At 43.4% G+C, this 26,652-nt stretch carries 26 protein-coding genes; 12 read left to right on the top strand and 14 right to left on the bottom strand.

Features of this window, described 5'->3' with window-relative positions; genetic code table 11:
- Nucleotides 1–57: 57 nt before the first annotated feature.
- From ilvC to ilvA, 8 genes are all read left to right on the top strand, one after another.
- Nucleotides 58–1,116: a ketol-acid reductoisomerase gene (gene ilvC, locus BW976_RS17060; RefSeq protein ID WP_076374632.1), complete on the top strand. Its 1,059-nt coding sequence runs from the start codon at nt 58–60 to the stop codon at nt 1,114–1,116.
- Nucleotides 1,117–1,224: 108 nt separating this feature from the next.
- Entirely contained in the window at nt 1,225–2,640 is a 1,416-nt protein-coding gene (leuC, locus tag BW976_RS17055; protein WP_076374630.1) for a 3-isopropylmalate dehydratase large subunit, read from the top strand.
- Between the two features lie 78 nt (nt 2,641–2,718).
- Nucleotides 2,719–3,012: an antibiotic biosynthesis monooxygenase family protein gene (locus BW976_RS17050; RefSeq protein ID WP_076374628.1), complete on the top strand. Its 294-nt coding sequence runs from the start codon at nt 2,719–2,721 to the stop codon at nt 3,010–3,012.
- A gap of 46 nt (nt 3,013–3,058) precedes the next feature.
- Nucleotides 3,059–3,649 (top strand): 3-isopropylmalate dehydratase small subunit, encoded by a 591-nt coding sequence (leuD, locus tag BW976_RS17045; RefSeq protein ID WP_076374626.1) that lies wholly within the window; start codon nt 3,059–3,061, stop codon nt 3,647–3,649.
- 45 nt (nt 3,650–3,694) lie between these two features.
- Entirely contained in the window at nt 3,695–4,771 is a 1,077-nt protein-coding gene (leuB, locus tag BW976_RS17040; RefSeq protein ID WP_076374624.1) for a 3-isopropylmalate dehydrogenase, read from the top strand.
- 86 nt (nt 4,772–4,857) lie between these two features.
- On the top strand, nt 4,858–5,640 hold the full coding sequence (locus BW976_RS17035; protein ID WP_245834722.1) for a class I SAM-dependent methyltransferase: 783 nt from the start codon (nt 4,858–4,860) through the stop codon (nt 5,638–5,640).
- A gap of 114 nt (nt 5,641–5,754) precedes the next feature.
- On the top strand, nt 5,755–6,921 hold the full coding sequence (locus tag BW976_RS17030; RefSeq protein ID WP_076374622.1) for a 2-isopropylmalate synthase: 1,167 nt from the start codon (nt 5,755–5,757) through the stop codon (nt 6,919–6,921).
- A gap of 2 nt (nt 6,922–6,923) precedes the next feature.
- Nucleotides 6,924–8,174 (top strand): threonine ammonia-lyase IlvA, encoded by a 1,251-nt coding sequence (gene ilvA, locus BW976_RS17025; protein ID WP_076374620.1) that lies wholly within the window; start codon nt 6,924–6,926, stop codon nt 8,172–8,174.
- A gap of 394 nt (nt 8,175–8,568) precedes the next feature.
- Here ilvA and BW976_RS17020 read toward each other — a convergent pair whose 3' ends face one another.
- The 14 genes from BW976_RS17020 to hemA all read right to left on the bottom strand — a co-directional run bounded on the left by BW976_RS17020 (nt 8,569) and on the right by hemA (nt 22,599).
- A complete protein-coding gene (locus tag BW976_RS17020; protein ID WP_139332325.1) occupies nt 8,569–9,567 on the bottom strand; it encodes an ABC transporter ATP-binding protein in 999 nt (332 codons plus the stop codon).
- A 279-nt stretch (nt 9,568–9,846) separates the two neighbouring features.
- Nucleotides 9,847–10,029: a hypothetical protein gene (locus BW976_RS17015; RefSeq protein WP_076374618.1), complete on the bottom strand. Its 183-nt coding sequence runs from the start codon at nt 10,027–10,029 to the stop codon at nt 9,847–9,849.
- 103 nt (nt 10,030–10,132) lie between these two features.
- On the bottom strand, nt 10,133–10,951 hold the full coding sequence (locus BW976_RS17010) for an outer membrane beta-barrel protein (RefSeq protein ID WP_076374616.1): 819 nt from the start codon (nt 10,949–10,951) through the stop codon (nt 10,133–10,135).
- Nucleotides 10,952–10,968: 17 nt separating this feature from the next.
- Nucleotides 10,969–11,739, bottom strand: a complete 771-nt coding sequence (locus tag BW976_RS17005; protein ID WP_076374614.1) for a hypothetical protein — start codon at nt 11,737–11,739, stop codon at nt 10,969–10,971.
- Nucleotides 11,723–12,292 carry an RNA polymerase sigma factor gene (locus BW976_RS17000; RefSeq protein ID WP_076374956.1) on the bottom strand — a complete coding sequence of 190 codons (570 nt, stop codon included), beginning with the start codon at nt 12,290–12,292 and terminating at the stop codon, nt 11,723–11,725. The genes BW976_RS17005 and BW976_RS17000 overlap by 17 nt, the downstream gene beginning before the upstream one ends.
- 250 nt (nt 12,293–12,542) lie before the next feature.
- Nucleotides 12,543–13,079, bottom strand: a complete 537-nt coding sequence (locus tag BW976_RS16995) for a CopD family protein (RefSeq protein WP_076374612.1) — start codon at nt 13,077–13,079, stop codon at nt 12,543–12,545.
- Nucleotides 13,080–13,188: 109 nt separating this feature from the next.
- The gene (gene hemE / locus BW976_RS16990; RefSeq protein WP_076374610.1) at nt 13,189–14,214 is read right to left on the bottom strand and encodes a uroporphyrinogen decarboxylase; all 1,026 of its coding nucleotides are present in this window, start codon (nt 14,212–14,214) and stop codon (nt 13,189–13,191) included.
- Nucleotides 14,215–14,320: 106 nt separating this feature from the next.
- Nucleotides 14,321–14,842, bottom strand: coding sequence for a hypothetical protein (locus BW976_RS16985; RefSeq protein WP_076374608.1), 522 nt, complete (start codon nt 14,840–14,842; stop codon nt 14,321–14,323).
- Nucleotides 14,842–15,549 carry a response regulator transcription factor gene (locus BW976_RS16980; RefSeq protein WP_076374606.1) on the bottom strand — a complete coding sequence of 236 codons (708 nt, stop codon included), beginning with the start codon at nt 15,547–15,549 and terminating at the stop codon, nt 14,842–14,844. The genes BW976_RS16985 and BW976_RS16980 overlap by 1 nt, the downstream gene beginning before the upstream one ends.
- 20 nt (nt 15,550–15,569) lie before the next feature.
- Nucleotides 15,570–16,439 carry a sensor histidine kinase gene (locus tag BW976_RS16975; protein WP_076374604.1) on the bottom strand — a complete coding sequence of 290 codons (870 nt, stop codon included), beginning with the start codon at nt 16,437–16,439 and terminating at the stop codon, nt 15,570–15,572.
- 87 nt (nt 16,440–16,526) lie between these two features.
- Nucleotides 16,527–17,897 (bottom strand): glutamate-1-semialdehyde 2,1-aminomutase, encoded by a 1,371-nt coding sequence (hemL, locus tag BW976_RS16970; protein WP_175614127.1) that lies wholly within the window; start codon nt 17,895–17,897, stop codon nt 16,527–16,529.
- An 82-nt stretch (nt 17,898–17,979) separates the two neighbouring features.
- The gene (gene hemB / locus BW976_RS16965; protein WP_076374602.1) at nt 17,980–18,951 is read right to left on the bottom strand and encodes a porphobilinogen synthase; all 972 of its coding nucleotides are present in this window, start codon (nt 18,949–18,951) and stop codon (nt 17,980–17,982) included.
- 89 nt (nt 18,952–19,040) lie between these two features.
- A complete protein-coding gene (gene hemC / locus BW976_RS16960) occupies nt 19,041–20,615 on the bottom strand; it encodes a hydroxymethylbilane synthase (protein ID WP_076374600.1) in 1,575 nt (524 codons plus the stop codon).
- 754 nt (nt 20,616–21,369) lie between these two features.
- Nucleotides 21,370–22,599, bottom strand: a complete 1,230-nt coding sequence (gene hemA / locus BW976_RS16950) for a glutamyl-tRNA reductase (RefSeq protein WP_076374596.1) — start codon at nt 22,597–22,599, stop codon at nt 21,370–21,372.
- Nucleotides 22,600–22,765: 166 nt separating this feature from the next.
- Between hemA and BW976_RS16945 the strand changes: the two genes are divergently transcribed.
- The 4 genes from BW976_RS16945 to BW976_RS16930 all read left to right on the top strand — a co-directional run bounded on the left by BW976_RS16945 (nt 22,766) and on the right by BW976_RS16930 (nt 26,443).
- A complete protein-coding gene (locus BW976_RS16945) occupies nt 22,766–23,140 on the top strand; it encodes a DoxX family protein (RefSeq protein ID WP_076374594.1) in 375 nt (124 codons plus the stop codon).
- 227 nt (nt 23,141–23,367) lie between these two features.
- Nucleotides 23,368–24,894, top strand: coding sequence for a carbon-nitrogen hydrolase family protein (locus tag BW976_RS16940; RefSeq protein ID WP_076374592.1), 1,527 nt, complete (start codon nt 23,368–23,370; stop codon nt 24,892–24,894).
- Nucleotides 24,895–24,906: 12 nt separating this feature from the next.
- Nucleotides 24,907–25,662, top strand: coding sequence for a hypothetical protein (locus BW976_RS16935; protein ID WP_076374590.1), 756 nt, complete (start codon nt 24,907–24,909; stop codon nt 25,660–25,662).
- A 91-nt stretch (nt 25,663–25,753) separates the two neighbouring features.
- Complete coding sequence (locus BW976_RS16930; protein WP_076374588.1) at nt 25,754–26,443, top strand: hypothetical protein; 690 nt, start codon at nt 25,754–25,756, stop codon at nt 26,441–26,443.
- Nucleotides 26,444–26,652: the final 209 nt, after the last annotated feature.

Here is a 26,652-nt window from a genome sequence, read left to right as displayed (position 1 = left end):
AATAAAATCGGTGCAACCATTAAAACACCGGTGTAATCAATAAAAATAAACAAAACAATGGCAAAATTAAATTTCGGCGGTACTGAAGAAAACGTAGTAACCCGCGAAGAGTTCCCTTTATCAAAAGCTCAGGACGTATTAAAAGACGAAGTTGTAGCGGTAATTGGCTATGGCGTTCAAGGTCCGGGTCAGGCATTAAACCAAAAAGACAATGGCATCAATGTAATTGTTGGTCAGCGTAAAGGCACCAAAACATGGGATAAAGCAGTAAGCGATGGCTTTGTACCCGGCGAAACACTTTTTGAAATTGAAGAAGCTCTGGAAAGAGGAACTGTAATTTGCTATTTATTAAGCGATGCAGCTCAGATTGCCCTTTGGCCAACTGTTAAAAAACACTTAACTCCTGGTAAAGCATTATACTTTTCTCATGGTTTTGGTATTACTTTTAACGAGCAAACCGGCATCGTTCCACCTGCCGATGTTGACGTATTTTTGGTTGCTCCTAAAGGATCAGGTACTTCATTACGCCGCATGTTTTTACAAGGCCGTGGCTTAAACTCAAGCTACGCTATTTTCCAGGATGCTACCGGTAAAGCATTTGACCGTGTAATTGCATTAGGTATTGCTGTAGGTAGCGGTTACTTATTTGAAACCAACTTCAAAAAAGAAGTATATAGCGATTTAACTGGCGAGCGTGGTACACTGATGGGTTGTATCCAGGGTATCTTTGCCGCTCAATATGATGTATTGCGTGCCAATGGCCACTCTCCTTCAGAAGCCTTTAACGAAACTGTGGAAGAGTTAACACAATCATTAATGCCACTAGTTGCAGAAAATGGTATGGATTGGATGTATGCCAATTGCTCAACTACCGCACAACGTGGTGCTTTGGATTGGTGGAAAAAATTCCGTGACGCTACTAAACCAGTATTTGAAGAATTATACAAAAGCGTTGCAACAGGTGTTGAGTCACAAAAATCAATTGACTCCAACAGCAAAGCTGATTACCGCGAAAAACTGGATGCTGAATTGAAAGAATTACGCGAAAGCGAATTATGGCAGGCAGGTAAAACTGTACGCAGCTTACGCCCTGAAAACCAGGCTGTAGAAGCGTAATAATCAAGTCTTGAGTCGTAAGTCATAAGTATGAAGTTATAAGTCAATGACTTTATACTTACGGCTTATGACTTACTACTTCGGACTTTAGACTAAAGACTAAAAAACATGGGACAAACATTATTTGATAAGATTTGGGATGCACACGTCGTCAGTAGCAACGAGGGTTTTCCCGACATTTTATACATCGACACACATTTCATCCACGAAGTAACCAGTCCGCAGGCATTTGACGGCTTGCGTACCAGAGGGTTACCGGTTTTCAGGCCAAAACAAACTGTGGCCACCGCCGATCATAACGTTCCTACCATTGATCAGCACCTCCCCATCAAAGAAGAACTTTCCCGCTACCAGGTTGATATGCTTACCAAAAACTGTAAGGAATTTGGTATTGAGCTATACGGTTTGGGGCACCCTTACCAGGGTATAGTACACGTAATAGGGCCCGAGCTGGGCATTACGCGCCCGGGTGGTACTTATGTTTGTGGTGATAGTCATACCTCAACACATGGCGCCTTTGGTGCCATAGCGTTCGGTATAGGCACTTCTCAGGTAGAGCAAGTTATGGCAACCCAGTGTTTGCTGCAATCCCGCCCCAAAAGGATGAAGATTGAAGTAAACGGTAAGCTGCACAAAGGCGTTGGCGCTAAAGATATCATCCTGTACATCATCGCGCAGATCTCAGCCGCAGGCGGCACAGGTTATGCGGTGGAATATGCAGGCGATACCATCCGTTCTTTAAGCATGGAAGGTCGTATGACCATCTGTAACATGAGCATCGAAATGGGTGCCCGTTGCGGCTTAATTGCTCCAGACGAAACAACTATTGAATACGTAAAAGGCCGCGAATTTGCCCCTAAAGGCGAAGAGTGGGATAAAGCAGTAGCTTACTGGAAAACTTTATACTCTGACGCTGATGCTCAGTTTGATGAAGTATTATCCTTTAGAGCCGAAGACATTGAGCCAATGATCACCTACGGAACAAACCCCGGTATGGGCATTGGCGTTACACAACACGTTCCTGAAACCGCTTCGTTTGAAGCCAAAGAGCAGGGATCATACAAAAAAGCCCTGGAATACATGGGCCTGCACGATGACGAAACACTATTGGGCAAACCAATTGACTATGTATTCATCGGCAGTTGCACCAACTCACGCATTGAAGATCTGCGACAGGTGGCCGAGTTTGTAAAAGGCAAATACAAGGCAGATAATGTTACCGTATGGGTAGTTCCCGGATCAAAACAGGTACAGGAACAAGCCATCCGTGAGGGATTGGACAAGATATTTGACGCGGCAGGTTTCCCGCTTCGCGAACCAGGTTGCAGCGCATGCCTGGGCATGAACGAAGATAAAATACCAGCAGGCAAATATTGCGTATCTACCTCCAACCGTAATTTCGAAGGCAGACAGGGGCCAAATTCTCGCACCTTCCTGGCTAGCCCGCTAACCGCAGCAGCATCGGCCATTACCGGTAAGGTAACAGATATACGGGAGTTTTTGAAAGAAGAAGAACTGGTTTAAAATAGACTTGAGACATTAGATATGAGATTTGAGACAGAATCTCAATACTCATATCTCACATCTCATATCCAAATAACAATGATACTTGAAGTAGCCATATTAAACGTGATCCCGGGTGAGGAAAATGCTTTTGAAAAAGCTTTTTCTCTGGCTCAGAATATCATATCCAAAATGGCCGGCTATATTAGTCATCAGTTAAAGGGCTGTATTGAAAATTCAAGCCGTTATATATTACTGGTTGAATGGAAAACATTAGCTGATCATACCGAGGGTTTCAGGCAATCAAAAGAATACCAGGAATGGAAGAGGTTATTACATCATTTTTATGATCCTTTTCCGGTTGTTGAACATTATAAAGATATTGAGTTATAGACAAAATAGTCTCATATCTCACATCTAACATCTCATATCTAAAAGTATGGCAACTAAAATATTTAAACATATACAAACCAGCGTGGTGCCGCTGCCTATCGAGAATATCGATACGGATCAGATCATCCCTGCTAGGTTTTTGAAAGCTACCACCCGCGACGGCTTTGGCAACAACCTATTCCGCGACTGGCGATTTGATGGCGACGATAATCCTAAACCGGATTTTGTATTGAACAATCCAAACTTCAGCGGTAAAATACTGGTTGCAGGCAAAAATTTCGGTTGCGGAAGTAGTCGTGAACACGCTGCCTGGGCTATTGCTGATTATGGCTTTGATGCTGTGGTAAGCAGTTTTTTCGCCGATATATTTAAAGGCAATGCCTTAAACAATGGGCTGCTTCCGGTACAGGTAAGTGAAGATTTTTTAAAGAAGATCTTCGAAGCTATTTATGCCGATGAGCATGCTGTAGTGGAGATTGACCTGGTTGATCAGTTCATTAAAATTGTGGCCACCGGCGAACAGGAAACATTTGAGGTTAACCCCTACAAAAAAGCCTGCATGACCAACGGTTATGATGATATTGACTACATCCTGAGCAAAAAAGAACTGATAGAGGAGTTCGAAGAATCTAAATAATTAACACAATCAAAAAATTCCCCCATTAGGGGGTTAGGGGGCTAAATGGCACTTAAAAAACATATATTAGTAATACCCGGTGATGGCATCGGTACTGAAGTAACAACCTGGGGTAAGGCCGTACTGGAAGCAATTGGTCAAAAATTCGGCCATGAGTTCACCTTCGACGAAGCCCTGATGGGGCATGCGGGTATCGAAGCAACCGGCAATCCACTACCCGACGAAACTTTAGCTAAAGCAAAAGCCAGCGATGCTATTCTTTTTGGCGCTATTGGTCACATTAAATATGATAATGATCCTTCGGCCAAAGTACGTCCGGAACAGGGCTTATTAAAAATACGTAAAGAGCTTGGGTTGTATGCTAACCTGCGCCCTATCATGCTGTTTGATGAGCTACTGGATGCATCGAGCCTGAAACCCGAAATACTGAAAGGGACTGATATCCTTTTCTTCCGCGAATTGACTGGTGATGTTTACTTCGGCGAAAAAAAACGCAGTGAAGATCGTAATACAGCGTCAGATCTGATGATCTATTCCCGTTATGAGGTAGAGCGTATCGCTATAAAAGCATACGAAGCAGCCCGTGTTCGTGGCAAAAGATTATGCTCTGTTGATAAGGCCAACGTGCTGGAGTCTTCACGCCTGTGGCGCGAGGTAGTACAGGAGATAGCCAAGCAATATCCTGATGTGGAAACTGAACACATGTTCATTGACAATGCGGCCATGCAACTGGTTAAAAACCCTAAAAAGTTTGATGTGGTATTAACCGCCAATCTTTTCGGTGATATTTTGACTGATGAGGCTTCACAAATAGCAGGTTCAATGGGAATGCTGGCATCGGCATCTATTGGTGATGGTACAGGCTTCTTTGAGCCTATCCACGGTTCGGCACATGATATTGCCGGGCAGGACAAAGCCAATCCGCTGGCTTCTATCCTATCCGTAGCTTTAATGCTCGAGATAAGCTTCGGCCTCAAAGAAGAAGCAAAACTGGTAACATCGGCTGTTGATAAAGCGTTAAAAGATGGTTACCGCACCGGCGATATCGCTGATGCTAATACCGACAAAAGCAAAATTTTAGGCACCAAGGCCATGGGCCAAAAAGTACTGGAATACTTGTAGTTGAGCTAAAAGCCGAAAGGTTAAAGCCGAAAGCAGAAAATAAAACAGTCAGAGGTGGGAAAGTCATAAAATGACTCAATGACTCAATGACCAATGACCCAATGACTAAAGAGATGAAATGGAACGCTGATTTATACGACCAAAAGCATGCCTTTGTATTTCAATACGGTGAGGATGTGCTGGAGTTACTGGATGTTAAACCTGGTGAATATATACTGGATTTGGGTTGCGGTACCGGCCATTTAACACAACAGATAAAAGATAAAGGCGCCAGGGTAAAAGGCACCGATTTTTCGCCGGAAATGATTGAACAGGCAAGGGCTAAATACCCGGAAGTTGATTTCGCGGTTGAAAATGCTGCCGATTTTTTTACGGACGAAAAATATGATGCTGTATTTTCAAACGCGGCATTGCACTGGGTACTTGATGCTAATGGCGCGGCCCGTAGTGTGTACAACAGTTTGAAACATGGCGGTCGCTTTGTAGCCGAAATGGGTGGCAAAGGTAATGTGGCACACTTAATTGAAGCCATTCAACTGGTATTACAAAATCATGGTTACCATGTACAGGCCGACACTAAGCTATGGTATTTTCCATCCGTTGGCGAGTATGCCACCAAGCTGGAAGAACATGGCTTCAGGGTAACCTACGCGGTTCATTATGATCGCAAAACACCGCTTCAGGATGGCGATCTGGGTGTGGCTAAATGGGTAACTATGTTTGGTGCACAATACATGGAAAACATCCCAGAAGAAGAGAAAGCGGAGATATTAAAAGAAATTACACACAAACTGGAGCCCTTTTACAATGAAAACGGCCAATGGTATGCCGACTATAAAAGGCTGAGGTTTGTGGCGATAAAAGAATAGATATGAGATTTTTCAGCTTTCAAATTACACATAACAAGTAAATAAATAAAGAATTAACCGATGATAGGTACGAGTCTCAAATCTCATATCTAACATCTCAAATCTAAAAAAGATATGTTACACGATCCCAACCGCGTTTATGTTTTTGATACTACGCTTCGCGATGGCGAGCAGGTACCGGGTTGCCAGTTAACAACCCCCGAAAAAATTGAGATAGCAAAAGAACTGGAGCTGCTGGGCGTGGATATTATTGAAGCAGGTTTCCCGGTTTCAAGTCCGGGCGATTTCAACAGTGTTGTTGAAATTTCAAAGGCTGTAAAAGAACCCACCGTTTGTGCCTTAACACGCGCCAACAAAGGCGATATTGACGCGGCTATCGAATCGTTAAAATACGCCAAACGTCCGCGTATCCATACGGGCATTGGTTCGTCTGATATGCACATCAAGCATAAATTTAACAGCACACGCGAAGAAATTCTGGAACGTGCTGTTGAAGCCGTAAAATATGCTAAACGTGCCGTAGAGGATATTGAATTTTATGCCGAAGATGCCGGTCGTGCCGACGTGGAATACCTGGCCAAAATGGTTGAGGCCGTAATTGCCGCGGGTGCTACCGTAGTGAACATTCCGGATACTAATGGTTATTGCCTGCCCGATCAGTACGGCAGCAAGATCAAATTCTTGAAAGAGAATGTTAAAAATATCGATAAAGCCATCATTTCGGTGCATTGTCATAATGACCTTGGTTTGGCCACAGCTAATTCTATAGCAGGTTTGCAGAATGGCGCCCGCCAAATAGAAGGTACTATTAACGGCATTGGCGAGCGGGCGGGCAATACTTCTATCGAAGAAGTCGTCATGATCCTGAAAACACACCAGGTGTTGGGTTTGCATACTCAAATAGACTCTAAAAGATTTTATGAGCTTAGCCAAATGATCCGTACACAAATGCGCATGCCTGTGCAGCCTAATAAAGCTATTGTAGGCGCCAATGCCTTCGCGCACAGCTCTGGTATACATCAGGATGGCTTTTTGAAAATGCGCGAAAATTATGAGATCATTCGTCCGGAGGATGTAGGTTTCCCAAGCGCCAGCATTGTATTGACCGCGCGCAGCGGCAGGCACGCGCTTAAGTTCCATTTGGAACGCCTCGGTATCAACCTGAGCAAAGAAGAACTGGCCGAAGCCTATAATAACTTTTTAACTCTTGCAGATGTTAAATTAGACATCAACGATCATGACCTGTTGAGCCTGGTAGCGCACAAGCTGGTAAAAAACTAATAATGGAAACTGATACGAAAAACCAGCTGGATTTTGAGGCTGCTAATCAACGTCTGAAAGGTGTTGTTAAGCGCACCCCACTGGAATACAATGCCGGTCTCTCGGCAAAATACGAATGTGAGATATACCTCAAACGTGAAGACTTACAAGTAGTACGCTCTTACAAATTACGTGGCGCGTACAACATGATCAGTCAGCTCAGCGCCGAAGAGTTAAGCCGGGGCGTCGTTTGCGCTAGTGCAGGCAACCATGCGCAGGGTGTGGCATTCAGCTGTAATGCTTTAGGTACTAAGGGTGTGATTTTTATGCCCGAGATTACTCCACGACAAAAAATCACCCAAACAGAAATGCATGGGCACGGCAATATCGAGATCGTTTTAACCGGCGATACTTTTGATGATTGCCTCCGCGAAGCATTGATCTATACCGAAGCTCATCAGATGACCTTCATCCCACCATTTGATCATTACCGTATTATTGAAGGCCAGGGAACTGTAGGCTTAGAAATATTGGAAGATCTGCCGGATGTGGAAGCCGTGGTTATGCCTATTGGCGGCGGCGGTATGGCGGCTGGCACAAGCAGCTATTTAAAACAACACGTTCCGGGAGTTTACCTGATAGGTGTGGAACCCGAAGGTGCCCCCTCCATGCTGAAAGCATTTGAACACGGCGAACCAATCACACTACCTGAGATTGACCGTTTTGTTGACGGTGCCGCGGTAAAACGTGTAGGCACTTTAACCTACGAAATTTGCCGTGAGTTACTGGACGATATGCTGCTGGTACCCGAAGGAAAAGTTTGTACCACTATACTCAAGCTATACAATGAAGACGCCATTGTGGTTGAACCCGCAGGGGCCCTTTCTGTGGCTGTACTTGACGCCTGCAAGGATAAAATAAAAGGGAAAAAAGTAGTTTGTGTAGTAAGTGGCGGTAATAATGATATTGCCCGCATGCAGGAGATTAAAGAAAAATCGTTATTGTACGAGGGACTTAAACATTACTTCATTGTACGCTTTCCGCAGCGCCCGGGTGCTTTAAAATTGTTTGTGACCAGCGTATTAGGTCCTCATGATGATATTACCCGGTTTGAGTTCATCAAAAAGAACGATAAGGAGAATGGGCCTGCCCTTGTAGGTATCGAACTCCAATCTGCCGATGATTACCCGGCCTTATTAAAACGCATGCTGGCTCATCGCTTTAACGTGCTCGAATTGAATAAGGATCGTACTTTGTTTGAGTACCTGGTGTAGACTGAGATATCTCACATTAATAACCATTAAAGCCTGAGTCACCAAATGACCCGGGCTTTTTTGTCAGCAGAACAGCTTCGGGTGAAAACGGATAGAACGATGTTGGCTTGTGCGGTTGTAAGGGCATAGCGAACCTTACCTGAAGCGTGGGTAATGAGCGAACGAAGCAGGGGTAAGGTTTAGCAGCCCGTGGGTTCTACCCGATTTGCAGGGCAGAGGCCTTGTGCGGCAAAGAAGCATTTCTGCTGACTTGATTTTTGGTTACTTTGTATCAAGACAAAGTAACAGCCTCAGCGGCAATTGAGCGCTCTACGACTTGCATTACCCGCCCTGTATAAAGGGGATTGCTTCGTGCCTCGCAATGACGCGTTTAAATAAATAATATTACAACTCCCTAATACTCCAGCCACTTCCCTACCCTTACAGCAACTTTATCACCCTCGGTATACTTGCCAGGCTCTTCGTTCACTATGCGTAATGACACGCCGCGCTGCTCCAGTATCAGGTCCTCATAAAAACCTTTAAAAAGCACTTGCTTTACAGTCCAGCCTTTGTTTGGGGTAACCACCTTTATCTTTATCCATTCCGGATATATAACGGCATGTTCCTTTTTAATATCGACACCGCAAAGCCGGGCTTCGGTTGTGGTAAGTACATTACAGTTGCTGAGTAATTGCGCCGTATAAAGATTACGGGGCGATTGATATAAAGCTTTAGGATGTCCGTGTTCGATGATCTCCCCGTTTTGTAGCACGATCAATGCATCGGCCATGGAGAGCACTTCGGCAGGGTCATGTGATACCATGATCACCGTAAGCCCGGTTTCTTTCACTATTTGCCTGATATCGCTTTGCAAACCCTCCCTGAACGAAGTATCCACCTGGTTAAATGGCTCGTCCAGTAACAATACCTGCGGACGGGTAATAATGGCGCGAGCAATGGCTACACGTTGCTTTTCGCCACCACTCAAATCAGCTACACGCCTTTCGGCCATATGCAACATATTCAATTGCTTCAATACCTGTTCTGTTTTATGTTGCTTGGCTGCCAGATCAGTTGCTGGCAGCATGGCGGCTACGTTGTCCCAAACTTTGGCAAACAGGTTCAGGTCGTCGGTGTGCTGGGTAACCATTTTCATGGCATCATGCCCGGGGATCAGTTTTTCTTCGGGCCCCCAGATGCGCTCACCCTTAAATTGTACTTCTCCTGTATCAGGCGATAGTAAGCCATAAAGCAATTTAAGTAAAGTACTTTTCCCGCTGCCGCTTTCGCCAATAATGGCCGTTATTTTACCGGGTTGCACCACCATATTGGTTGGTTTCACACCCGAGAGTTGTTTACCAGGATATATTTTACTTACCGCAAGAGCCTGCAAAAAAGGAGTATCTGACATCGCTGGCAAAGATACACGATTTTAAGAACTTGCCCAGACTGGGCATATCAAAAAGTGGGTTTACATGGTTTACACATTTCATGGTTGACACTGGATTAATTTACTGACAGTCAATAAATTGTATAATTATTTCATAATTAGTGTAAACCCACTTATTATATCCGTAAGGAGTGGGTTTACACTAATCAGCTTAGTACAAAAGATATTTAGAATATTCTTAAACATGATTGCTTTGCATTAGCACAGTAGTCTGAAGTTGGAGACATTCGGACAGTGGGGCTAAAGATATTTTACAATCAAATAGACACCTATCATAATACTTATGATACCTGTACCTAATCCCCTAATATCCCACCCTAATTGATCTTGTTTTCCAGCCATAAATATCTTGATTTGCTTTACCGTGAGATATAAACCGACACCCAATAAAGCAACTCCTCCAATACTGTATAAACCACTCATTTTATCTATTATTAATATACCCTGGATATTTTGTAGCCGGTGGGTCTCCAGCTCTCCCCTTAATTACCTGATCAACAGGCACCATAATCCAATAAATCAACATTTAGAATCCCAGCGTTAAACCAAAAGAGAAATTCCTTAAGCCATTCTGTGCCGGGCTGTTCTCAAACATATCGCTAAAGTAGTATTTGGCATAAATACCCATAATGCCATAACCCACGCGTACAAACGCGCCTTTGCGCAGCCTGGTAAAATGATAATCGTCGTTAAACTTTTGTTTGCCGTTCTCCTCACTTATTTGTTTTACGCGGCCATTAAGGAGTACGCCAATTTCGGGGCCTGCAACAACCCGGAAGTAATTGCCTCTGTCATCTTCATGACTACGGTAGTAAAACGACAGCGGGATACGCAGATAACTTGATGAAAACCGGTTTTTACTGTAATGGATATCATCTTCGGTATAAGTTAAAACCGGCGTGTTTCGTTGTATGGTGATATCCCTGCGTAAACGGATCAACGTCCAGTCGAAACCGCCCGAAACATATATTTTAAAGGCACTGTTAAAACGATAGCCAAATTGTACCACATCAAATCCAACGTTGCTGGTTTTCCATTGGCGGTAACTCAAAAACTGGTTTTGGGGCGATAAGGTGAAGCTACCATGATCAACCAGGGTAGCTAAACCCAGGTCGATACGGGAAAAGGTTACTCCGAATGAAAAGCCAGGCGCTTTATGAGCATGATAGGCTGTATCCGGTTGATTTACTGCAACAACCGGCGCGTCATCCCCAACACCCAACTTTACCCTTACATGTTTTTTACGACCACTATCGGCCGAAGTGTGCGTTGAATCAGAATTAGTTTGCGCAAATGTTGTGCTTGCAGCAAGACATATGATGATGGTAAAAATTAGGCGTTTCATATATGATGGTAAATATATTATTTTTCTTTCTTCACTTTAATGATACCCAGGTTAATGCCGGTAATGGTGGCATCATCCTCATCGGTATTGGAAAACTCAATGAATTTGTCTTTCCGTTTATCAACTGCCGCAATCACTACGTTAAACACATCTCCCATACTACGAATACGACGTCTTTTAACCGGAGCTTTCGCTTTTGGAGGCAAAGCATCCAGCTGCGGCTTATTCTCCAGTAAACTCAGGTCATGAATGGCTGGTTTTACTAATATTCCGTCTCCGATATTATCGGGAACAACTACATTGGCCAAATCGTCTCCACGGGTTGTTAAAACAACCTGCGGATCGTTATTTATCTTTGCTAGCCCTTCCTTCTGTGCTTTTATTTTTTTTGTTCTGTCAGCATCTACCCTGTTGTTCGTCCTTTCGAGCTTTGCAATCGCCAAATGATTAGCTGGGGTGATAACTGCCTTTTCTGTTTTTTTGTTTTGCTGTTCGCTGGATATTACAACAGGAGTTGTTTTAGTAACCGGAGATATGTTTTTAACTATTCTATCGGCCTTTGGATGTTGCTTATTCACCTTACTCTGTTTAGGAATAAACAGCACGCCAATAGTAAGCACCAATACAATACCTGCCGCGATACTCAAAAAGGATACCAGCGATCTTTTGCGCCTGCCGGCGTCCAGCTCCGCGGCTATGCCTGTCCATATATGGGCCGATGGCTGTATCTCCAATTCATCAAGTGACGACCGAAAAAACTCATCCAATTCATTACCCTGCATATCCATAACTTTTGCCCTCCATTTTTGCAATTTGTTCTTTTAATATAGTCCGCGCTCTTGATAATTGTGATTTGGACGCGCCTTCACTGATACCCATCATCTCTGCTATTTCTTTGTGCGAATAACCTTCCAGCGCGTAAAGGTTAAATACCATCCGATAGCCCGGAGCCAGTTGTTGTATCAAACCCAGCAATACCTGGGCATCTAAATTTGATGTTGCGAGTGGGTTTACCGATGGCTCATTTCCCACCTCATCCGTATTAACTACTTGCAGCATCTTATGATGTTTACGATAATATTCAATGGAACTGTGTACCATGATGCGCCTTACCCAGCCTTCAAATGAACCGTCGCCCCGGTAATCGGCTGCTTTTTGAAACACCCGGATAAATCCATTCTGCAGCATATCCTCGGCTTCCATTTTGTCGGTAGCGTAACGCATACACACCGCCAGCATTTTGGCCGCGAATTGCTTGTATAGCAACTCCTGTGCTTTACGTTCGCCCGCTTTGCAGCGTTCTATCAATTGTTGAATAGTAAACTTTGGTTCCAAAAACATCATTTATAACAGTAAGATGTGATGCTTTGGTAATTGGTTGCATGGTATCGAAAATATTTTCTTGAGATGCAAAGAGGAGGGGAGTATGTATAAAATCCCGGTGTGATTCTACTTATGCTACCGCGGGCTTTCCGGCCCGTGGTAAATTATGGGGCTTCAGCTTTCAGCTGAAATTAAAGCTGAAAGCTTTAATCATGCCACCCACGAGATACACTGCGTTAATCTCGCGGGAGCGGAGTATTGTGGGATTTTATTGCTTCTTCCTTCTGTAACGCTTGTATATTTTCACGGCTATCATCAGGATCATGGCTAAGGCAACCAGACCAACTACGCCAAATATCCAGTTGAGGGCGCTTTTAAGTACTACCAGGAAAACGATGGCAAACAACAATAGCGTGGCCAGCTCATTCCATAAACGTAATTGGGTAGATGTCCATTTAAATACGCCATTGGCCATTTGCTTTATTTTATTCTGGCACATATGGTGATATACACCCAGCACTACTACAAATGTGAGTTTCAGGTGCATCCAGCCAAAATGAAGCCATATTGGTCTCATGATCAACATGGTAATACCGGCAGCAACCGTAAGGATCATGGAGGGGATGGTAATGATATTCCACAGCTTACGCTCCATAATGGTAAACTGATCTGACAATATCTTACGATCGGGCTCCGGTTTTTCCTGAGCCTCGGTATGGTAAATAAACAGGCGCACGCTGTAAAACAGGCCCGCCATATAACAAACCACAAAAATAATGTGTACAGCTTTTACGTAATCGTACATAGGTAATATATTTAATTACGGATTAATAAATTGAACTTCATGAAATTAATTAAATTTCACGGAGTTCAATTTATCCATGAAGCAAGTTGGTGATATTCGCCTATTGCTGTTAGTTCCTGTATTCCTTAATCACCTCTACCGCGTACTTCACGTTATCAAACGGGATGTCGGGCATAATACCGTGGCCCAGGTTAAAGATGAAACCCTTTTCGCCCTTCATCCTGTCGAACAGGCGATGAATACGCTCCTTGATCACCTTTTTATCGGCATACAGAATATGTGGGTCAAGGTTACCCTGTACGGCAATACCGGCAGGTAACCGTTTTTTAATATCCAACAAGTCAACATTCCAATCGATCGAGATCACATCCGGTTTAGCTTCGGCCATTAGCGGTGCAAATACAGAACTGCCTTTACAGAATGATATCACGGGGATATCCTTCCGGTTCAGCTTGCTGATGATCTCGGCAATATAGCGGTGACTAAATTCTTTATAATCGTCCCAGGCTAAAGCTTGTGCCCAGCTATCAAATATCTGTACGGCATTTACACCTGCAGCTATCTGCATGTTCAGATAATCGGCGGTAACGGTAGCTATTTTTGACAACAATTGATGAGCCAATTCGGGCTCATTGTGCAGCATCAGTTTGGTGAGTTTAAAATCTTTGGTCGATCCACCTTCTACCAGGTAGCTCATCACGGTAAATGGAGCGCCCGCAAAACCAATCAATGGTATACGGCCATTTAGGCGCTGTTGTATTACCTTAATGGCATCGGCAACATATTGCAATTTATCCAATACATCTATTTGCAGGTTATCCACATCAGCTTTTGTACGTACCGGGTTGGCAAACTTTGGCCCAACGCCGTTAGTAAAACTCAGATCGCCGCCCATAGCTTCGCCGGTAACCAATATGTCCGAAAACAAGATGGCTCCATCTATACCCAACAGATCAACCGGCAACATGGTAACATCAGCAGCCAGCTCCGGGGTTTTACACATTTCCAGGAACGAATACTTGTTTTTGATATCCCAGTATTCTTTCATGAAACGACCAGCCTGGCGCATCATCCACACCGGCGGGCGTTCTGTTTTCTCGGAAAAAGCTGCTTTTATTAATAACGAATCTTTCATATTCTTTAGAAGAGGCAAGAAATAAGAGTCAAGAATCAAGATTTTAACTACTATCGATGTACTGTAGTTTTGTCTTATGTCTTGATTCTTATCTCTTGCCTCTGTATTAGTGTTTTTTCAATTCCTGATGAAGACGGCTAATCACCTCCTTCATTTTGGCTGTCATTTTTTCTGTGTGCTTTTCAGCTAATCCCAAATAAGCTTTGGCTTTATCATAGTTACCAAACCTGATGTTAAGATTGGCAACCGTAACCAGCGCGGCCACATGGTCATTCAACGTATGCAGCGGATATTGCGCCGCCAGTTCATAATGCTGTTCTGCCGCCTCAAACTCCTGCCGCTGTACACAAACACCACCGTATATATACTCATAAAACCCTCGGCGCTTTTTGCTTAGCCATTTGGGGTTACTGATCTCTTTTAACGATGCTTCGGTTTTTACATAGTCCTTAGCATGAAAATGTTTGGCAGCTACTACCAGAGTGCCTTGTTTAAAGTAATCCCAGATGAGCAGCAATATCATCATTACCGCTACTGCCGCTAACTCATAAATGCGCAAGTACAGTAACAGGCCCAACGATAACAGGAAAATAAATGCTATAAATAAACGTACCCTATTACTGAACATTAATGCTGATTATCGGTAAACTTATAACCTACACCACGGATAGAGTGAAAATAAACCGGGTTTTTAGGATCTGGTTCAAAATACTTACGGAAGGTTAGGATAAAGTTATCAATAGTACGGGTGGATGGATATACATCATAATTCCAAACCGTTTCCAGGATCTGCTCGCGCGATACGGCATCATTTCTGCGTTCAATAAGCAGTTTAAGCAGCATGGTTTCTTTTTTGGTAAGTGCGGTGATGGATTCATCGGCATTCACCAGTTCAAAAGAGTTAAAATGGATGGTTTTATCACCAATTTTATAGCTGTTAAACTCTTTCAGATCCTCACCTTTCAGGCTGCGTTTTACCAGGTTGTTCACCCTTAAAATCAACTCTTCCAGGTTAAATGGTTTGGTCAGATAATCATCTGCGCCTTTTTTAAGACCTGCTATTTTGTCCTCGTTAGTGTTTTTAGCGGTTAAAAACATAATAGGCACTTCGGTATTCTCCAACCTGATGGTTTCGGCTACAACAAAGCCGTCAATCTCAGGCATCATTACGTCTAATATCACCAGGTTAAAACGCTCTTCTTTAAATAATTGCAAAGCTTTTTTACCGTTTTTAGCTGTAGACACTTTATACCCTTCCAGCTCAAGGTTAAGTTTGATGGCTTCCAACAAATGTTCTTCGTCTTCGGCTAATAAAATTCTTTTCTTGTTAGGCATGTTATTTTTTTAAATTTAGGTTATCCAAATACTACTTCAAAAACACTACCCGCCGGACGGTTATCCCGCACTTTAATGCTGGCCTGGTGTTTATCAAGCACTTCTTTTACAATATAAAGCCCCAGTCCGGTACCTTTAGTATTACGGGTGTCCTCGCTGCCTACACGGTAAAACTTATCGAAAATACGTGTTTTTTCGTTATCGGCTATACCAATGCCCTGGTCGGCCACTTCCAGGTAAACCTTATCGTCTTTAGAAAACAGTTTTACAGCCACTGCCGAACAGGGACTGGAATATTTTACCGCATTCTCGATCAGGTTAGTTACTACCGATGTCAGCGCAAACTTATCGCCGGTGATCTCTATCTTGGGTTCTATTTCGGCATCAATGATCTGCTGATTACAATCGCACTTAGTGATCTGCAAGCGGTTAACAATGCTATCCACCAATACCGAAAGGTTAAAGCTATTTTTGGGGAAAGTGTATGACCGGTTATCAATTTTTGATGCCAGCAGCATATTCTCTACCATATCATCCAAACGTTCCACATCAAGCAATGATTTGCTTACAAAATCAAGCACCTGTTCTTTAGTTAAAGAACGCTTCTGAATGGTTTGCAGTAATATTTTAATAGAGGCCAGCGGCGATTTAAGCTCATGCGTAACCGAAAGCAAAAAATTCCTTTTCTGCTCCTGTAACTTACGCTCTTTATTGATGGACGCATGCAGGCTATACGCCCCCACCACTAATATCAATATGAACATAGAGCCCTCGCCCAGGATCATCCCAATGCGTTGCGGCTGTAATTTCATCAGCATATAGCCCCACCAAACCAGTTCGGAAACGGCGTATATGATGAGCGCATAGAAAATAATAAATGGCTTTTTCATTATTTTAGTTTTTGGGTTCGGGTTGCGGGGTTCGGGTTGCCGGCAATTCAACTAAACTACCCGTCACACGAACCTCGCAACTCGAACCTATTTTCCGTTAAATACCAGATCAAGACTATCAAAGATAGCACGTTTAGCCTTCTCCAGGTCTATTTTTGTATGTGCAGATGATATAAAGCCCACTTCATAGCCAGATGGCCCCAGGTAAATGCCCCGGTTGATCAGTTCGCGGTGAAATTTCTTGAACTTTTCCATGCTGGAAGCATCAATATCTTCGGCTTTACGAATATACTCTTTATCTGTAAAAGCAAACCAGAATATAGAGCCGATGCCAAACACTTTAAACTTATAGCTACGTGCAGTGGCAAAGCGCTGTACCGCGTCGCGAAACTCCTCAGTTTTGTTGTTCAGGTCGCGGTAAAAACCCATTTTCAGCAGTTCGCTCAATTGGGCAATGCCCGCTGCCATAGCTACCGGGTTGCCCGATAAGGTACCTGCCTGGTAAACCGGCCCTTCGGGCGATATATTGCTCATGATAGCCGCCGATGACCCGTAAGCGCCAACAGGCATACCACCACCGATAATCTTACCGTAGGTAATAATATCCGGTTTAATGCCGTAATGGCCTGACGCACCTTCAAAACCAATCCTGAAGCCTGATATTACTTCATCAAATATCAACAGGGTGCCGTTTTGGGTACATATATCACGCAAAAACTGCAGGTATTCTTTTTCCTGTAGCAGCAAACCATTATTGGCCGGTATAGGCTCAATAATAATAGCGGCTATCTGGTCTTTAAAATCTTCAAAAGCTTTGGTTAAAGCTTCTTTATCGTTCAGGGACACTACGATGGTCTCGTCGGCAAAGGCTTTGGGTACACCTGCTGATGAGGTTTCGCCAAAAGTTACCAGTCCCGAACCCGCTTTTACCAGCAAGGCATCTACGTGACCGTGATAGCAGCCTTCAAACTTTAATATTTTGTCGCGCTTAGTATAACCTCTGGCCAGGCGGATTGCCGACATTACGGCCTCGGTACCCGAACTTACAAAACGCAGTTTTTCAATCAGTTTATTATTTTTCAGGATGAGTTCGGCCAGCTCATTTTCCAAAGCGGTTGGCGCACCGAACGACATGCCGTTTTGCATTACCTCGGTAACTTTTTCGCGAACCTTGGTATTGTTATGTCCCAGAATAAGCGGTCCCCATGAACAGCAAAAATCAACAAACTCGTTACCATCGGCGTCCCAGATATGGCTGCCATCACCTTTTTGTATAAACAAAGGTGTACCATAAACAGATTTAAACGCCCTTACCGGTGAATTTACACCACCCGGAAAATAGGTTTTCGCTTTCGCATATAACTCCGCAGACTTTTCCCTGCTGATATCAGGTTTGCCTGTAGTATTCAAAGGCTCATTGGCCTCACCCGAAAACATTTTCTTTATTGAATCTAACATTTTTTATAAGTCAAAAATCAAAATTCAAAAGTCAAAAATTCAGTATTTGTTTTGAATTTTAACTTTTGAATTTTGACTTATTTTAAAGCCATTTATTTTCCAACACCTCTTTGGCGTGATAGGTTAGTATCGCGGTAGCGCCTGCCCTGCGGATGCTGGTGAGCACCTCGGTAATGGCGCGCTGCTCATTCAACCAGCCTTTTTGTATGGCTGCTTTGATCATCGCATATTCGCCGCTTACGTTGTAGGCAGCTACCGGCAATTCGGTATTATCTTTTATCAGTTTAATCACATCCAGATAAGGCAATGCAGGCTTTACCATTAAAAAGTCGGCGCCTTCCAGTTCGTCCAGATTAGCCTCTATCAATGCTTCGCGCTGATTGGCGGGGTTCATCTGGTACGTTTTTTTATCACCAAACTTAGGAGCCGAATTTAAGGCATCCCTAAACGGGCCATAAAAAGCACTGGCATACTTGGCCGAGTATGACATAATAGAAACGTTGGTAAAGCCATTTTCGTCCAGCACATTGCGAATATATCCCACACGACCATCCATCATATCAGACGGGGCAATGATATCGGCACCGCATTGCGCATGAGCCAGGGCCATTTTACCCAATACTTCTAAGGTTTCATCGTTCAGGATCACACCGTCTTTCACAATACCATCATGGCCATCACTGCTATAGGGATCCATCGCCACATCGGTAACCACACAAGCCTCCGGAAAGTTCTTTTTAACTTCACGTATGGCCCGCAGGTACAAACTGTCGTCACGGTAACTTTCAGTAGCTAATGGATCTTTTAATGCATCCTCAATATTGGGGAACAGGTCAAAAGAGTTTAAGCCCAGTTTCAGGCAGCTTTCAATCTCGCGTAGCAGGTTATCAACAGAATAGCGATAAATGCCGGGCATGGAAGCCACCTCTGTTTTTTGAAACGTACCATCCACAATAAACAGTGGGAATATCAAATTAGCCGCGCTAACATGTGTTTCCTGCACCATTTGGCGTATCACTTCACTTTTCCGGTTTCTACGTGGTCTTTGTAACATAAGCCCCCTCTAAATCTCCCCCGGTAGGGGAGACTTTTTATTTAAATTTTATCAAAAGCCCTCCCTACCGGGGAGGGTTTGGGTGGGGCTTACAATCCAAACACAGCCTCTGCCAGCCCAACTTCGTCGGGCGAGTAAGGCAGGGTATATTTTACACCCATTTCATCAAATTTTTTGCCTGTCGATTTACCTATGGCTACTACCTTTTGATACGGATCCAGCAGGTTACCGGCAAAATAAGCCTCAACGTTTGACGGACTGGTAAACACCATCACGTCGGCCCCACTAGGCTCTACATCTTCTACCAATACAGTTTCATATACCGGCAGGTCAATAATTTTGGTATCGGCAGATAATCCTTGCTGTATACTTCTCATTGGGCTTTCTGCACCAGGGAACAACACGATCTTGCCGTTAGCCAGTTTGGCAAATTCTTCGGCTACTTCGGCAGTATCGGTGCCTTCGCCCACATAATCGGTAAAATGACCTTTGCGGCGCAGCATCTCTTCGCTGCCGCTGCCCATTACACCAAACTTTACCTTTTTAGGAAACAGCGGATTCAACTGAAAAAAGTAATCCACTGCATTTTTACTGGAGAAAAATATCCAGTCGATATTTTTTAATATATAGGAATCAAACTTGGTGATTACCGGTACGGTGCGGATAAGCGAACGGGCCTCTACCTCGATACCCAAATGTTCCATCGCTTTCTTAAAGTAGCTTTGCTCAGACAGTTCGCGTGATATAAATACCTTCGATGGGTGTTTGCGGTCTTTGGCATATTTAGCTATAACCTTTTCTGCCAGACCCTCTGTAGTGGGTGCCTCTAAAAACAACCGGTTCGGAAATTCATCCCCTTCATCAGCCTTGGAGGTAAATACCTGGAACATCCCTTCATCGCGCCGGCAATAACAGCCTAATGGCAGATGACAGCCGCCGCCGAACATTCTCAGCACGGTTCTTTCCACCGCCAGCTCTTCGGCTACATCGGGGTGGTGAAGTGTCTGGAGTATTTCAAAAACTTCCTGGTTGCTTTCGCGAATCTGAATAGCAAGCGCCCCCTGTGCGGGGGCAGGGATCAGCTCCACAGGGGTAATTTCCTCTACGTGAAACTCGCTCAGATCTAAACCTAAACGTACTACCCCTGCTTTGGCTATCATAATAGCATCGTATTTTTCGTCGCGCAGTTTGCCTATACGGGTAGGCACGTTGCCGCGCAGATCTTCTATCTCCAGGTCGGGGCGGTGTGCCAGCAGCTGCGCCTTGCGCCTGTTGGATGATGTACCCACAATAGCGCCATATTTTACCGACAGCTTTTGGTGCACATCCACACAGTCCTTCAAGATCAACAACAGTTCAGCCGGGTCCTCCCGTTCTGAAACTGCTGCGATGATGAGTCCCGGAGGGTTTTCAGTTGGCAGGTCCTTGTGCGAGTGTACCGCAACATCAATGGTACCGGCCAATAATTCTTCTTCTAATTCCTTGGTGAAAAAACCTTTTCCTTCTAACTTATCAAAGCTCAGGTTTAGTATACGGTCGCCCTGGGTTTTTATGATCTTTAGCTCGGCGTTTACGTTGATGGCGGCAAGGCTGTCTTTTACAAAATTAGCCTGCCATAGTGCCAATTCACTGCCGCGGGTTCCTATTATCAGTGTTCTGTCCAAAAGAATGATTTTTTACGGTGCAAATTTAATTTTTTATAGGCATGAATTTAACATTAATTCATGTTATGAAAGTAGGCTGACTAATGATAATTCAAAAGTTAAAATTAAAAAGTCAAAAAAGGGCGATTTGGAGTGCATTCAACTTGAGTTTGTTAATGTTTTATCAAAGAATTGCCAAGGGAATGAATTGCCTGGTTAGTTCATCCGGAAGTCATGCCGAATTTATTTCAGCATCCTACATGCAGCGTATACACCATGCAGTTTTTGAATTTTAACTTTTGACTTAATAAGGGCGTTGCCTGCGGCCCGGGCTATCCGCTCATACGCCTGCAGGCATTAGGCTCGGGGCCGGTATCCGCTGCTGTCCCTAACGCGGGTTTTAATTATTGAATTAGTGAATTATTGATTTCTTTTTTCCGTCAGCAGAACAGCTTCGGGCGAAAGCGGGCAGAACGATGCTGGCCTGTGTTGCAGGGGCATTAGCAAGTTTTTGCTGAAGCGTAGGAAAAAGAGCGAACAAGGTTGGGCAAAATAATTGCAGCCCTGGTTCTGTCCGGTTTGCAGGGCAAAGGCCTTGTGCGGCAAAGAAGCATTTCTGGTGACTTGATTTTTGGTTACTTTTCATCAAGGAAAAGTAACAGCCTTAGCGGCAATTGAGCGCTCTGCGATATACATTGTCCGCTCTGTATAGCATGCGATTGCCACGCTGCGCTCGCAATGACATACTTTAAAAATTATCAGAAAAACAGTAAGATTAGTTTTCGTTGATCAATATATCCTTAGCCATAATCATGGGCACGCTGATATATTTTTTCTCCATGTAGTTGATCACCTTTTCCAGGATCTCGCGCGATTGCTCGTCCAAACCCTGCACCTCATCGGCAAAAACAGAATTAATAGCGGTATTGCGGATCTCTTTAATCTTCTCCGGTACCTGGCGCATGGCTACTTCAATACGGCGTTGTTTTAACTGGGTTAAAAACTCGGCGATGTTTTGCTCAATAATAGCTTCGGCATGAACCAGTTCCTGGTAGCGTTCCTGCAGGTTACGTTTGGCAACTTCGTTAAGAGAATGTACTTCAATAAAGTTAACCGGGAACTGCTCCAGTACTTCGGGAGCGGTGTCATTTGGTATAGCCAGGTCGACAATAGTTTTGCGACCGGTTTCGCCGTTCAGCAGCGATTGGTATATTTCGGTAGTAATGATAGGCTCTATGGCTGATGTACAGGTGATGATCACATCAAAACCTTTATTATATGTTTTTAAAGCCTCCAGGTCAAAAGCCTCACCACCCAGGTCGCTCGCCAGTTCGGCTGCCTTTGACAGGGTGCGGTTAAATACCGCGAAGTTGGTGAATTTATGCTTTTTAAGGTATTTGGAAATATTGCGGTTAGTTTCGCCGGCACCAATGATCAGTACACGGGCATCAGTAGCACATAGGTTAAGGTCGCGCAGTTTGCGGTAAGCCAATGATACTACCGAGATTGGATTTTTAGAGATGTTGGTATGTGTATAAACCTCTTTGGCGGTTTTCACCACACAGTTCATCACCATGCGTAAACCGTCGCCGGTAAGGCCTGCCTCTTTGCAATGCTCATAAGCTTTGCGCAGCTGGGCCAGTATTTCTTTTTCGCCAACTATCAAACTTTCCAGCGAGCACGAAGTACGTAAAAGATGTATCATGGCCTCCTGCTCTTCATAGATAGAAGCACTGGCCATAAAGGTACTCAAGGAATGATCACACAATTCGGTATTAAACGATTCGATGAACTTCCGGGCAAAATCCTTGTCGACCTTATGAGCGGTTGTCATAACAAATTCAACACGGTTACACGTAGCCAGATAAAATATCTCCGGAATTCCAAATTGAGCTTTTACCTGTTGAAGTTTTTCTGTCAGATTTTCCTGGCAAACCACCAATCTACCTAATTCCTTCAGTTCAATCTGTTTGTGTGTAAAAGCAATAACCTTTAAATACTTCAAAGCAGTTTTAAATTTGACCGAACAAAAATATCACTATAAATGAGATACCGTGTCAATACTTTGTCATACAGGGCTATTTAGAATGTTTATAAATTACGAAAACTGACCGTAAAACAACATTAAAACTGCTTAAAACAATATTTAACAAAATAATGTATATTACATAATGCATCTTATCAAAAATATAAGCCTGATTATCCTGATAATTGGGTATACGCTTGCAGGTATCAACCATTTTGTTAATCCAACGTCGTATCACCGCATCATTCCGCATTACCTGCCCTACCCGGTAGTTATTAATATCATAGCGGGCGCTGCCGAAATATTGCTGGCCCTGCTGCTTATCCCTACCCAAATCAGGCCATGGGCGGCTTATACTATCATATTAATGCTGATCGCTTTTTTACCTGTACACATAACCATGCTCGTTAATGCCCCATTCCGATTGGGCAAGTTAAATGTAACACCTTTACTGGCCTGGATACGGCTGGCCTTGCAGCCTGTGTTAATGGCCTGGGCATGGTGGTATACTAAATCGTAGTTGGGAAATGGATTTTTGGAGCAAGGATTTGAGGAGCAAGGAACAAGGATATGAGGAAGAAGATTTGAAGAACAAAGATAAAGGACATTGGGAGTATGGATCCTGAGAACAAGGACTTTGAGAACAAGGATAGAAAGAACAAGGAGCAAGGACATAAAGAAGAAAGAAAAATCCTTACTCTTTGCTCCAAAAATCCTTGCTCCCCTTAAAATATAAAATAACAACCTATGGATCTGCAAAGTGTTGAAATGCGTAACCTGGAAGTACAGGATTACCAGGAGCTTAAAAAGTCAATGAAATCGGCTTATATGGATATGGACGAGGACTATTGGGATGCCAATTCCATCAAAAGGCTCATCAAGCTGTTCCCCGAAGGTCAGATCTGTATCACCGTAAACGATGTAGTGGTAGGTTGCGCGCTATCTATTATGGTCGACTACCAAAAATTTGGCGATAACCATACCTACAAACAAATAACCGGCGACAGTACTTTTAAAACCCATACCGATAAAGGCGATGTGTTGTATGGCATCGATATTTTTATCCATCCTAATTATCGCGGCCTGCGCCTGGCCCGCCGATTGTACGAAGCCCGAAAGGCTCTTTGCGAAAAGCTGAACCTGAAAAGCATCATCGCCGGCGGCCGCATCCCCAATTATCAAAAATACCAGAATGATTTGACGCCCCGGCAATATATCGATAAGGTAAAGTACAAGGAGATTTATGATCCTACCCTGTCGTTCCAGCTGGCCAATGATTTTCACGTACGCAAGGTGCTGCGCAATTACCTGCCCGAGGATAGCCGTTCCAAAGGTTTTGCTACGTTGATTGAGTGGAACAATGTGTATTACGAAGAGATCAGCACGGCCATTAACCAAAAAACGGTGGTGCGTATTGGCTTGGTGCAATGGCAAATGCGCTCGTACAGCAACATCAGCGAATTGATGAAACATGCCGAATATTTTATTGACGCCGTGAGTGATTACCAGGCCGATTTTATTTTGTTCCCCGAACTGTTCAACACCCCGCTGATGGCCGATTATAACCACATGGATTCAGCCAAGGCTATGCGCGAGCTGGCTAAATACACGCAGCCTATTATCGAAGAGTTTTCTAAACTGGCAGTATCCTACAACGTGAATATTATTGCCGGTAGCATGCCTTTTATTTTTGAGGATTCACTGTACAATGTATCGTACCTGTTTAGGCGAAACGGCAGTATGGAGGAAGTTTATAAGATACACCCAACCCCGGCCGAGATCAGCTCCTGGGGTATGCGCGGTGGCGATGAGGTAAAAGTATTTGAAACCGACGCCGGTAAAATAGGCATCCTGATCTGTTATGATGTAGAGTTCCCGGAGCTGTCGCGTATACTGGCTGGTCAGGATATGCAGATATTGTTTGTACCCTTCCTCACCGATACCCAGAACGGCTACAACCGGGTTAAATTTTGCGCCCAGGCCCGTGCGGTGGAGAACGAATGTTATGTGGCCATAGCCGGTTGTGTGGGCAACTTGCCCAATGTAAATAATATGGGTATCAGCTATGCGCAATCGGCAGTGTTTACGCCATCCGATTTTGGCTTCCCCACCAATGGTATCCAGTCCGAAGCCACGCCCAACAGCGAAATGATTGTGATTGCAGACGTAGATCTTTCCCTTCTGGATGAGTTACATGAATACGGCAGTGTACAGAATCTGAAAGATCGCCGAACTGATTTGTATAATATTACATTTAACGGCAAAAAGGTGTAATATTATCCTTTGATGGAAAGCTACATTCAATGGGAAGATCTAACTATTTACAAACCATTAAAAAAGGAAGATCTTAAGCATAGCTACAAGCGGTTTACAGATATTATATTCCATAATTTATCTCATTTTGGCTTTAAGCGTTATGGGCGAATGCTTATTAAACAGTCAAACGAATTATTACACGTTATCCATCTGGATACACGCGGGAGTTGGACGGGCATGTCTGATAGATTTAATGTGGAAATTGCCATAACAACCATTTATGATGAAGATTCATTTATTCACAACCGGGGTCTTACAGGAGCAAAGAAAATTGAACAGATTATCCCCGGGCTCCGGAATTTTTATCGGATCACCCAGGAATATGAATTGCTTGCTGATTTTTTAACCAGGAAGATTATAGAATTTGTTCTCCCTTACTTCGACAAATACAATTCTGCCGCGCAAATTCTTGCCAACCCTAAAGATTTCGATCTGCGTCAAATAACTGCACTCCATCAACGCAATGGCAATCTGTTTTTATTTTGTGAATTGCACAACCACTGTGATGAATATGCCTTGGCTATTTTGAAAGAACGGGTTGAACATCATATTTTATCAGGAGCAGATCAAACAAATCCAATATTTACTGAATTAAAAACCCTCTTTGAATTAGTTAAACAAAAAAACTGGCTAGCTGTGACTAATGCTTTAAATAAAAAACAAGTGATTGTACTAAAGAAGCTCCGGCTTAAAGCTTTGCCCAATAAAGCGTCAACGCCTGATTGATATTTTAGAGTAAGTGTATACGCTTACAATCATTATAGTTCAAGCGAAAGACGCTTGAACTGGCGGGGTTTTAAATTAAATTTGCCATCGCATGAAAAAAAATCTCCCCCTAATCATATGCTTGATCATTGCTCTTTTATTCATAAGGCTGTTTTTTTTTATTAAAAATACAGGCGACAGAGATGTAAAATCGACGCAAAATGAAAACGTAACAATAAGTCAAACTATTCCGGCCGATTATGCGGCCTTATTTAAATACAAAAACAAACTTTCATCCGACCAAACGACAAATACCAGGTTCCGGAATGCGGTTGCCGATATCAGATATGACAACAAATATTTTATCCAGGTGTATAAAATAGATACCTCCTTCAATCATTCTTTATCAGATTTTATCACAGAAAGCCATCAGGATAAGCACATTACTTATGATCAATCTTATAGAAAGATTAGTGATCATAAACTTTTTTCCATCAGTTATAAGGTGGGGCAACCAGAAAAGATATCGGCCATTTTGCTTAATATATTTGGTAATGACACACAAACAATTGAAAAAAGGGACTCTATAGCGGGCTACTATTCAGATCTTAAAAATCTTTCCATTCAATATGGACAGAATCAGGCACAGGATATTTATATCAAACCAAAAGATGACAAGGCATCTATGCCAATTTCCATTTATTTTATCAAAAAAAACCAGGCCCTTTACTCGATTATTTTAACTGCAATCAATAACGAGCCAGTTACATCAACTACTTTAAAAGAGTTGCTGGCAAAATAAAATTCGGAGCAGAGTTCTTCTTTCGCTCCCGCGAGATTAGCGCAGCGTATCTCGTGGAGATCATGATTAAAGCTTTCAGCTTTATAGTTCAGCTGAAAGCTGAAGCCATGTTTACCACGAGCTAAAAGCTCGCGGCAGCTGAATTCTTCATCCACAATTGACGCACACATACCGAGTATGCACTAACCAATTCACGCCAAAAAAGTGTA

The organism is Mucilaginibacter lappiensis (assembly GCF_900155965.1).
GTDB classification, from domain to species: domain Bacteria; phylum Bacteroidota; class Bacteroidia; order Sphingobacteriales; family Sphingobacteriaceae; genus Mucilaginibacter; species Mucilaginibacter lappiensis.
The sequence above is the reverse complement of the archived record's forward strand: the minus strand, read 5'-3'. Positions and strand labels throughout refer to the sequence as shown.

Bases quoted from the DNA above. Each gene is read 5' to 3' on its own strand.
- hemL (WP_175614127.1), bottom strand. From the start codon at position 17,897: ATGTTAGATTCAATAAAGAAAATGTTTTCGGGTGAGGCCAATGAGCCT.
- BW976_RS16985 (WP_076374608.1), bottom strand. From the start codon at position 14,842: ATGTTCAGTAATAGGGTACGTTTATTTATAGCATTTATTTTCCTGTTA.
- BW976_RS17020 (WP_139332325.1), bottom strand. From the start codon at position 9,567: ATGTCAGATACTCCTTTTTTGCAGGCTCTTGCGGTAAGTAAAATATAT.
- BW976_RS17000 (WP_076374956.1), bottom strand. From the start codon at position 12,292: ATGTTTTTGGAACCAAAGTTTACTATTCAACAATTGATAGAACGCTGC.
- BW976_RS16940 (WP_076374592.1), top strand. From the start codon at position 23,368: ATGGATCTGCAAAGTGTTGAAATGCGTAACCTGGAAGTACAGGATTAC.
- BW976_RS16975 (WP_076374604.1), bottom strand. From the start codon at position 16,439: ATGAAAAAGCCATTTATTATTTTCTATGCGCTCATCATATACGCCGTT.
- hemB (WP_076374602.1), bottom strand. From the start codon at position 18,951: ATGTTACAAAGACCACGTAGAAACCGGAAAAGTGAAGTGATACGCCAA.
- BW976_RS16945 (WP_076374594.1), top strand. From the start codon at position 22,766: ATGCATCTTATCAAAAATATAAGCCTGATTATCCTGATAATTGGGTAT.
- BW976_RS17015 (WP_076374618.1), bottom strand. From the start codon at position 10,029: ATGAGTGGTTTATACAGTATTGGAGGAGTTGCTTTATTGGGTGTCGGT.
- BW976_RS16995 (WP_076374612.1), bottom strand. From the start codon at position 13,079: ATGTACGATTACGTAAAAGCTGTACACATTATTTTTGTGGTTTGTTAT.
- leuC (WP_076374630.1), top strand. From the start codon at position 1,225: ATGGGACAAACATTATTTGATAAGATTTGGGATGCACACGTCGTCAGT.
- BW976_RS17010 (WP_076374616.1), bottom strand. From the start codon at position 10,951: ATGAAACGCCTAATTTTTACCATCATCATATGTCTTGCTGCAAGCACA.
- BW976_RS17035 (WP_245834722.1), top strand. From the start codon at position 4,858: ATGACCAATGACCCAATGACTAAAGAGATGAAATGGAACGCTGATTTA.
- leuD (WP_076374626.1), top strand. From the start codon at position 3,059: ATGGCAACTAAAATATTTAAACATATACAAACCAGCGTGGTGCCGCTG.
- hemE (WP_076374610.1), bottom strand. From the start codon at position 14,214: ATGAAAGATTCGTTATTAATAAAAGCAGCTTTTTCCGAGAAAACAGAA.
- BW976_RS17005 (WP_076374614.1), bottom strand. From the start codon at position 11,739: ATGGATATGCAGGGTAATGAATTGGATGAGTTTTTTCGGTCGTCACTT.
- BW976_RS16930 (WP_076374588.1), top strand. From the start codon at position 25,754: ATGAAAAAAAATCTCCCCCTAATCATATGCTTGATCATTGCTCTTTTA.
- BW976_RS16980 (WP_076374606.1), bottom strand. From the start codon at position 15,549: ATGCCTAACAAGAAAAGAATTTTATTAGCCGAAGACGAAGAACATTTG.
- ilvA (WP_076374620.1), top strand. From the start codon at position 6,924: ATGGAAACTGATACGAAAAACCAGCTGGATTTTGAGGCTGCTAATCAA.
- BW976_RS17030 (WP_076374622.1), top strand. From the start codon at position 5,755: ATGTTACACGATCCCAACCGCGTTTATGTTTTTGATACTACGCTTCGC.
- BW976_RS16935 (WP_076374590.1), top strand. From the start codon at position 24,907: ATGGAAAGCTACATTCAATGGGAAGATCTAACTATTTACAAACCATTA.
- leuB (WP_076374624.1), top strand. From the start codon at position 3,695: ATGGCACTTAAAAAACATATATTAGTAATACCCGGTGATGGCATCGGT.
- ilvC (WP_076374632.1), top strand. From the start codon at position 58: ATGGCAAAATTAAATTTCGGCGGTACTGAAGAAAACGTAGTAACCCGC.
- BW976_RS17050 (WP_076374628.1), top strand. From the start codon at position 2,719: ATGATACTTGAAGTAGCCATATTAAACGTGATCCCGGGTGAGGAAAAT.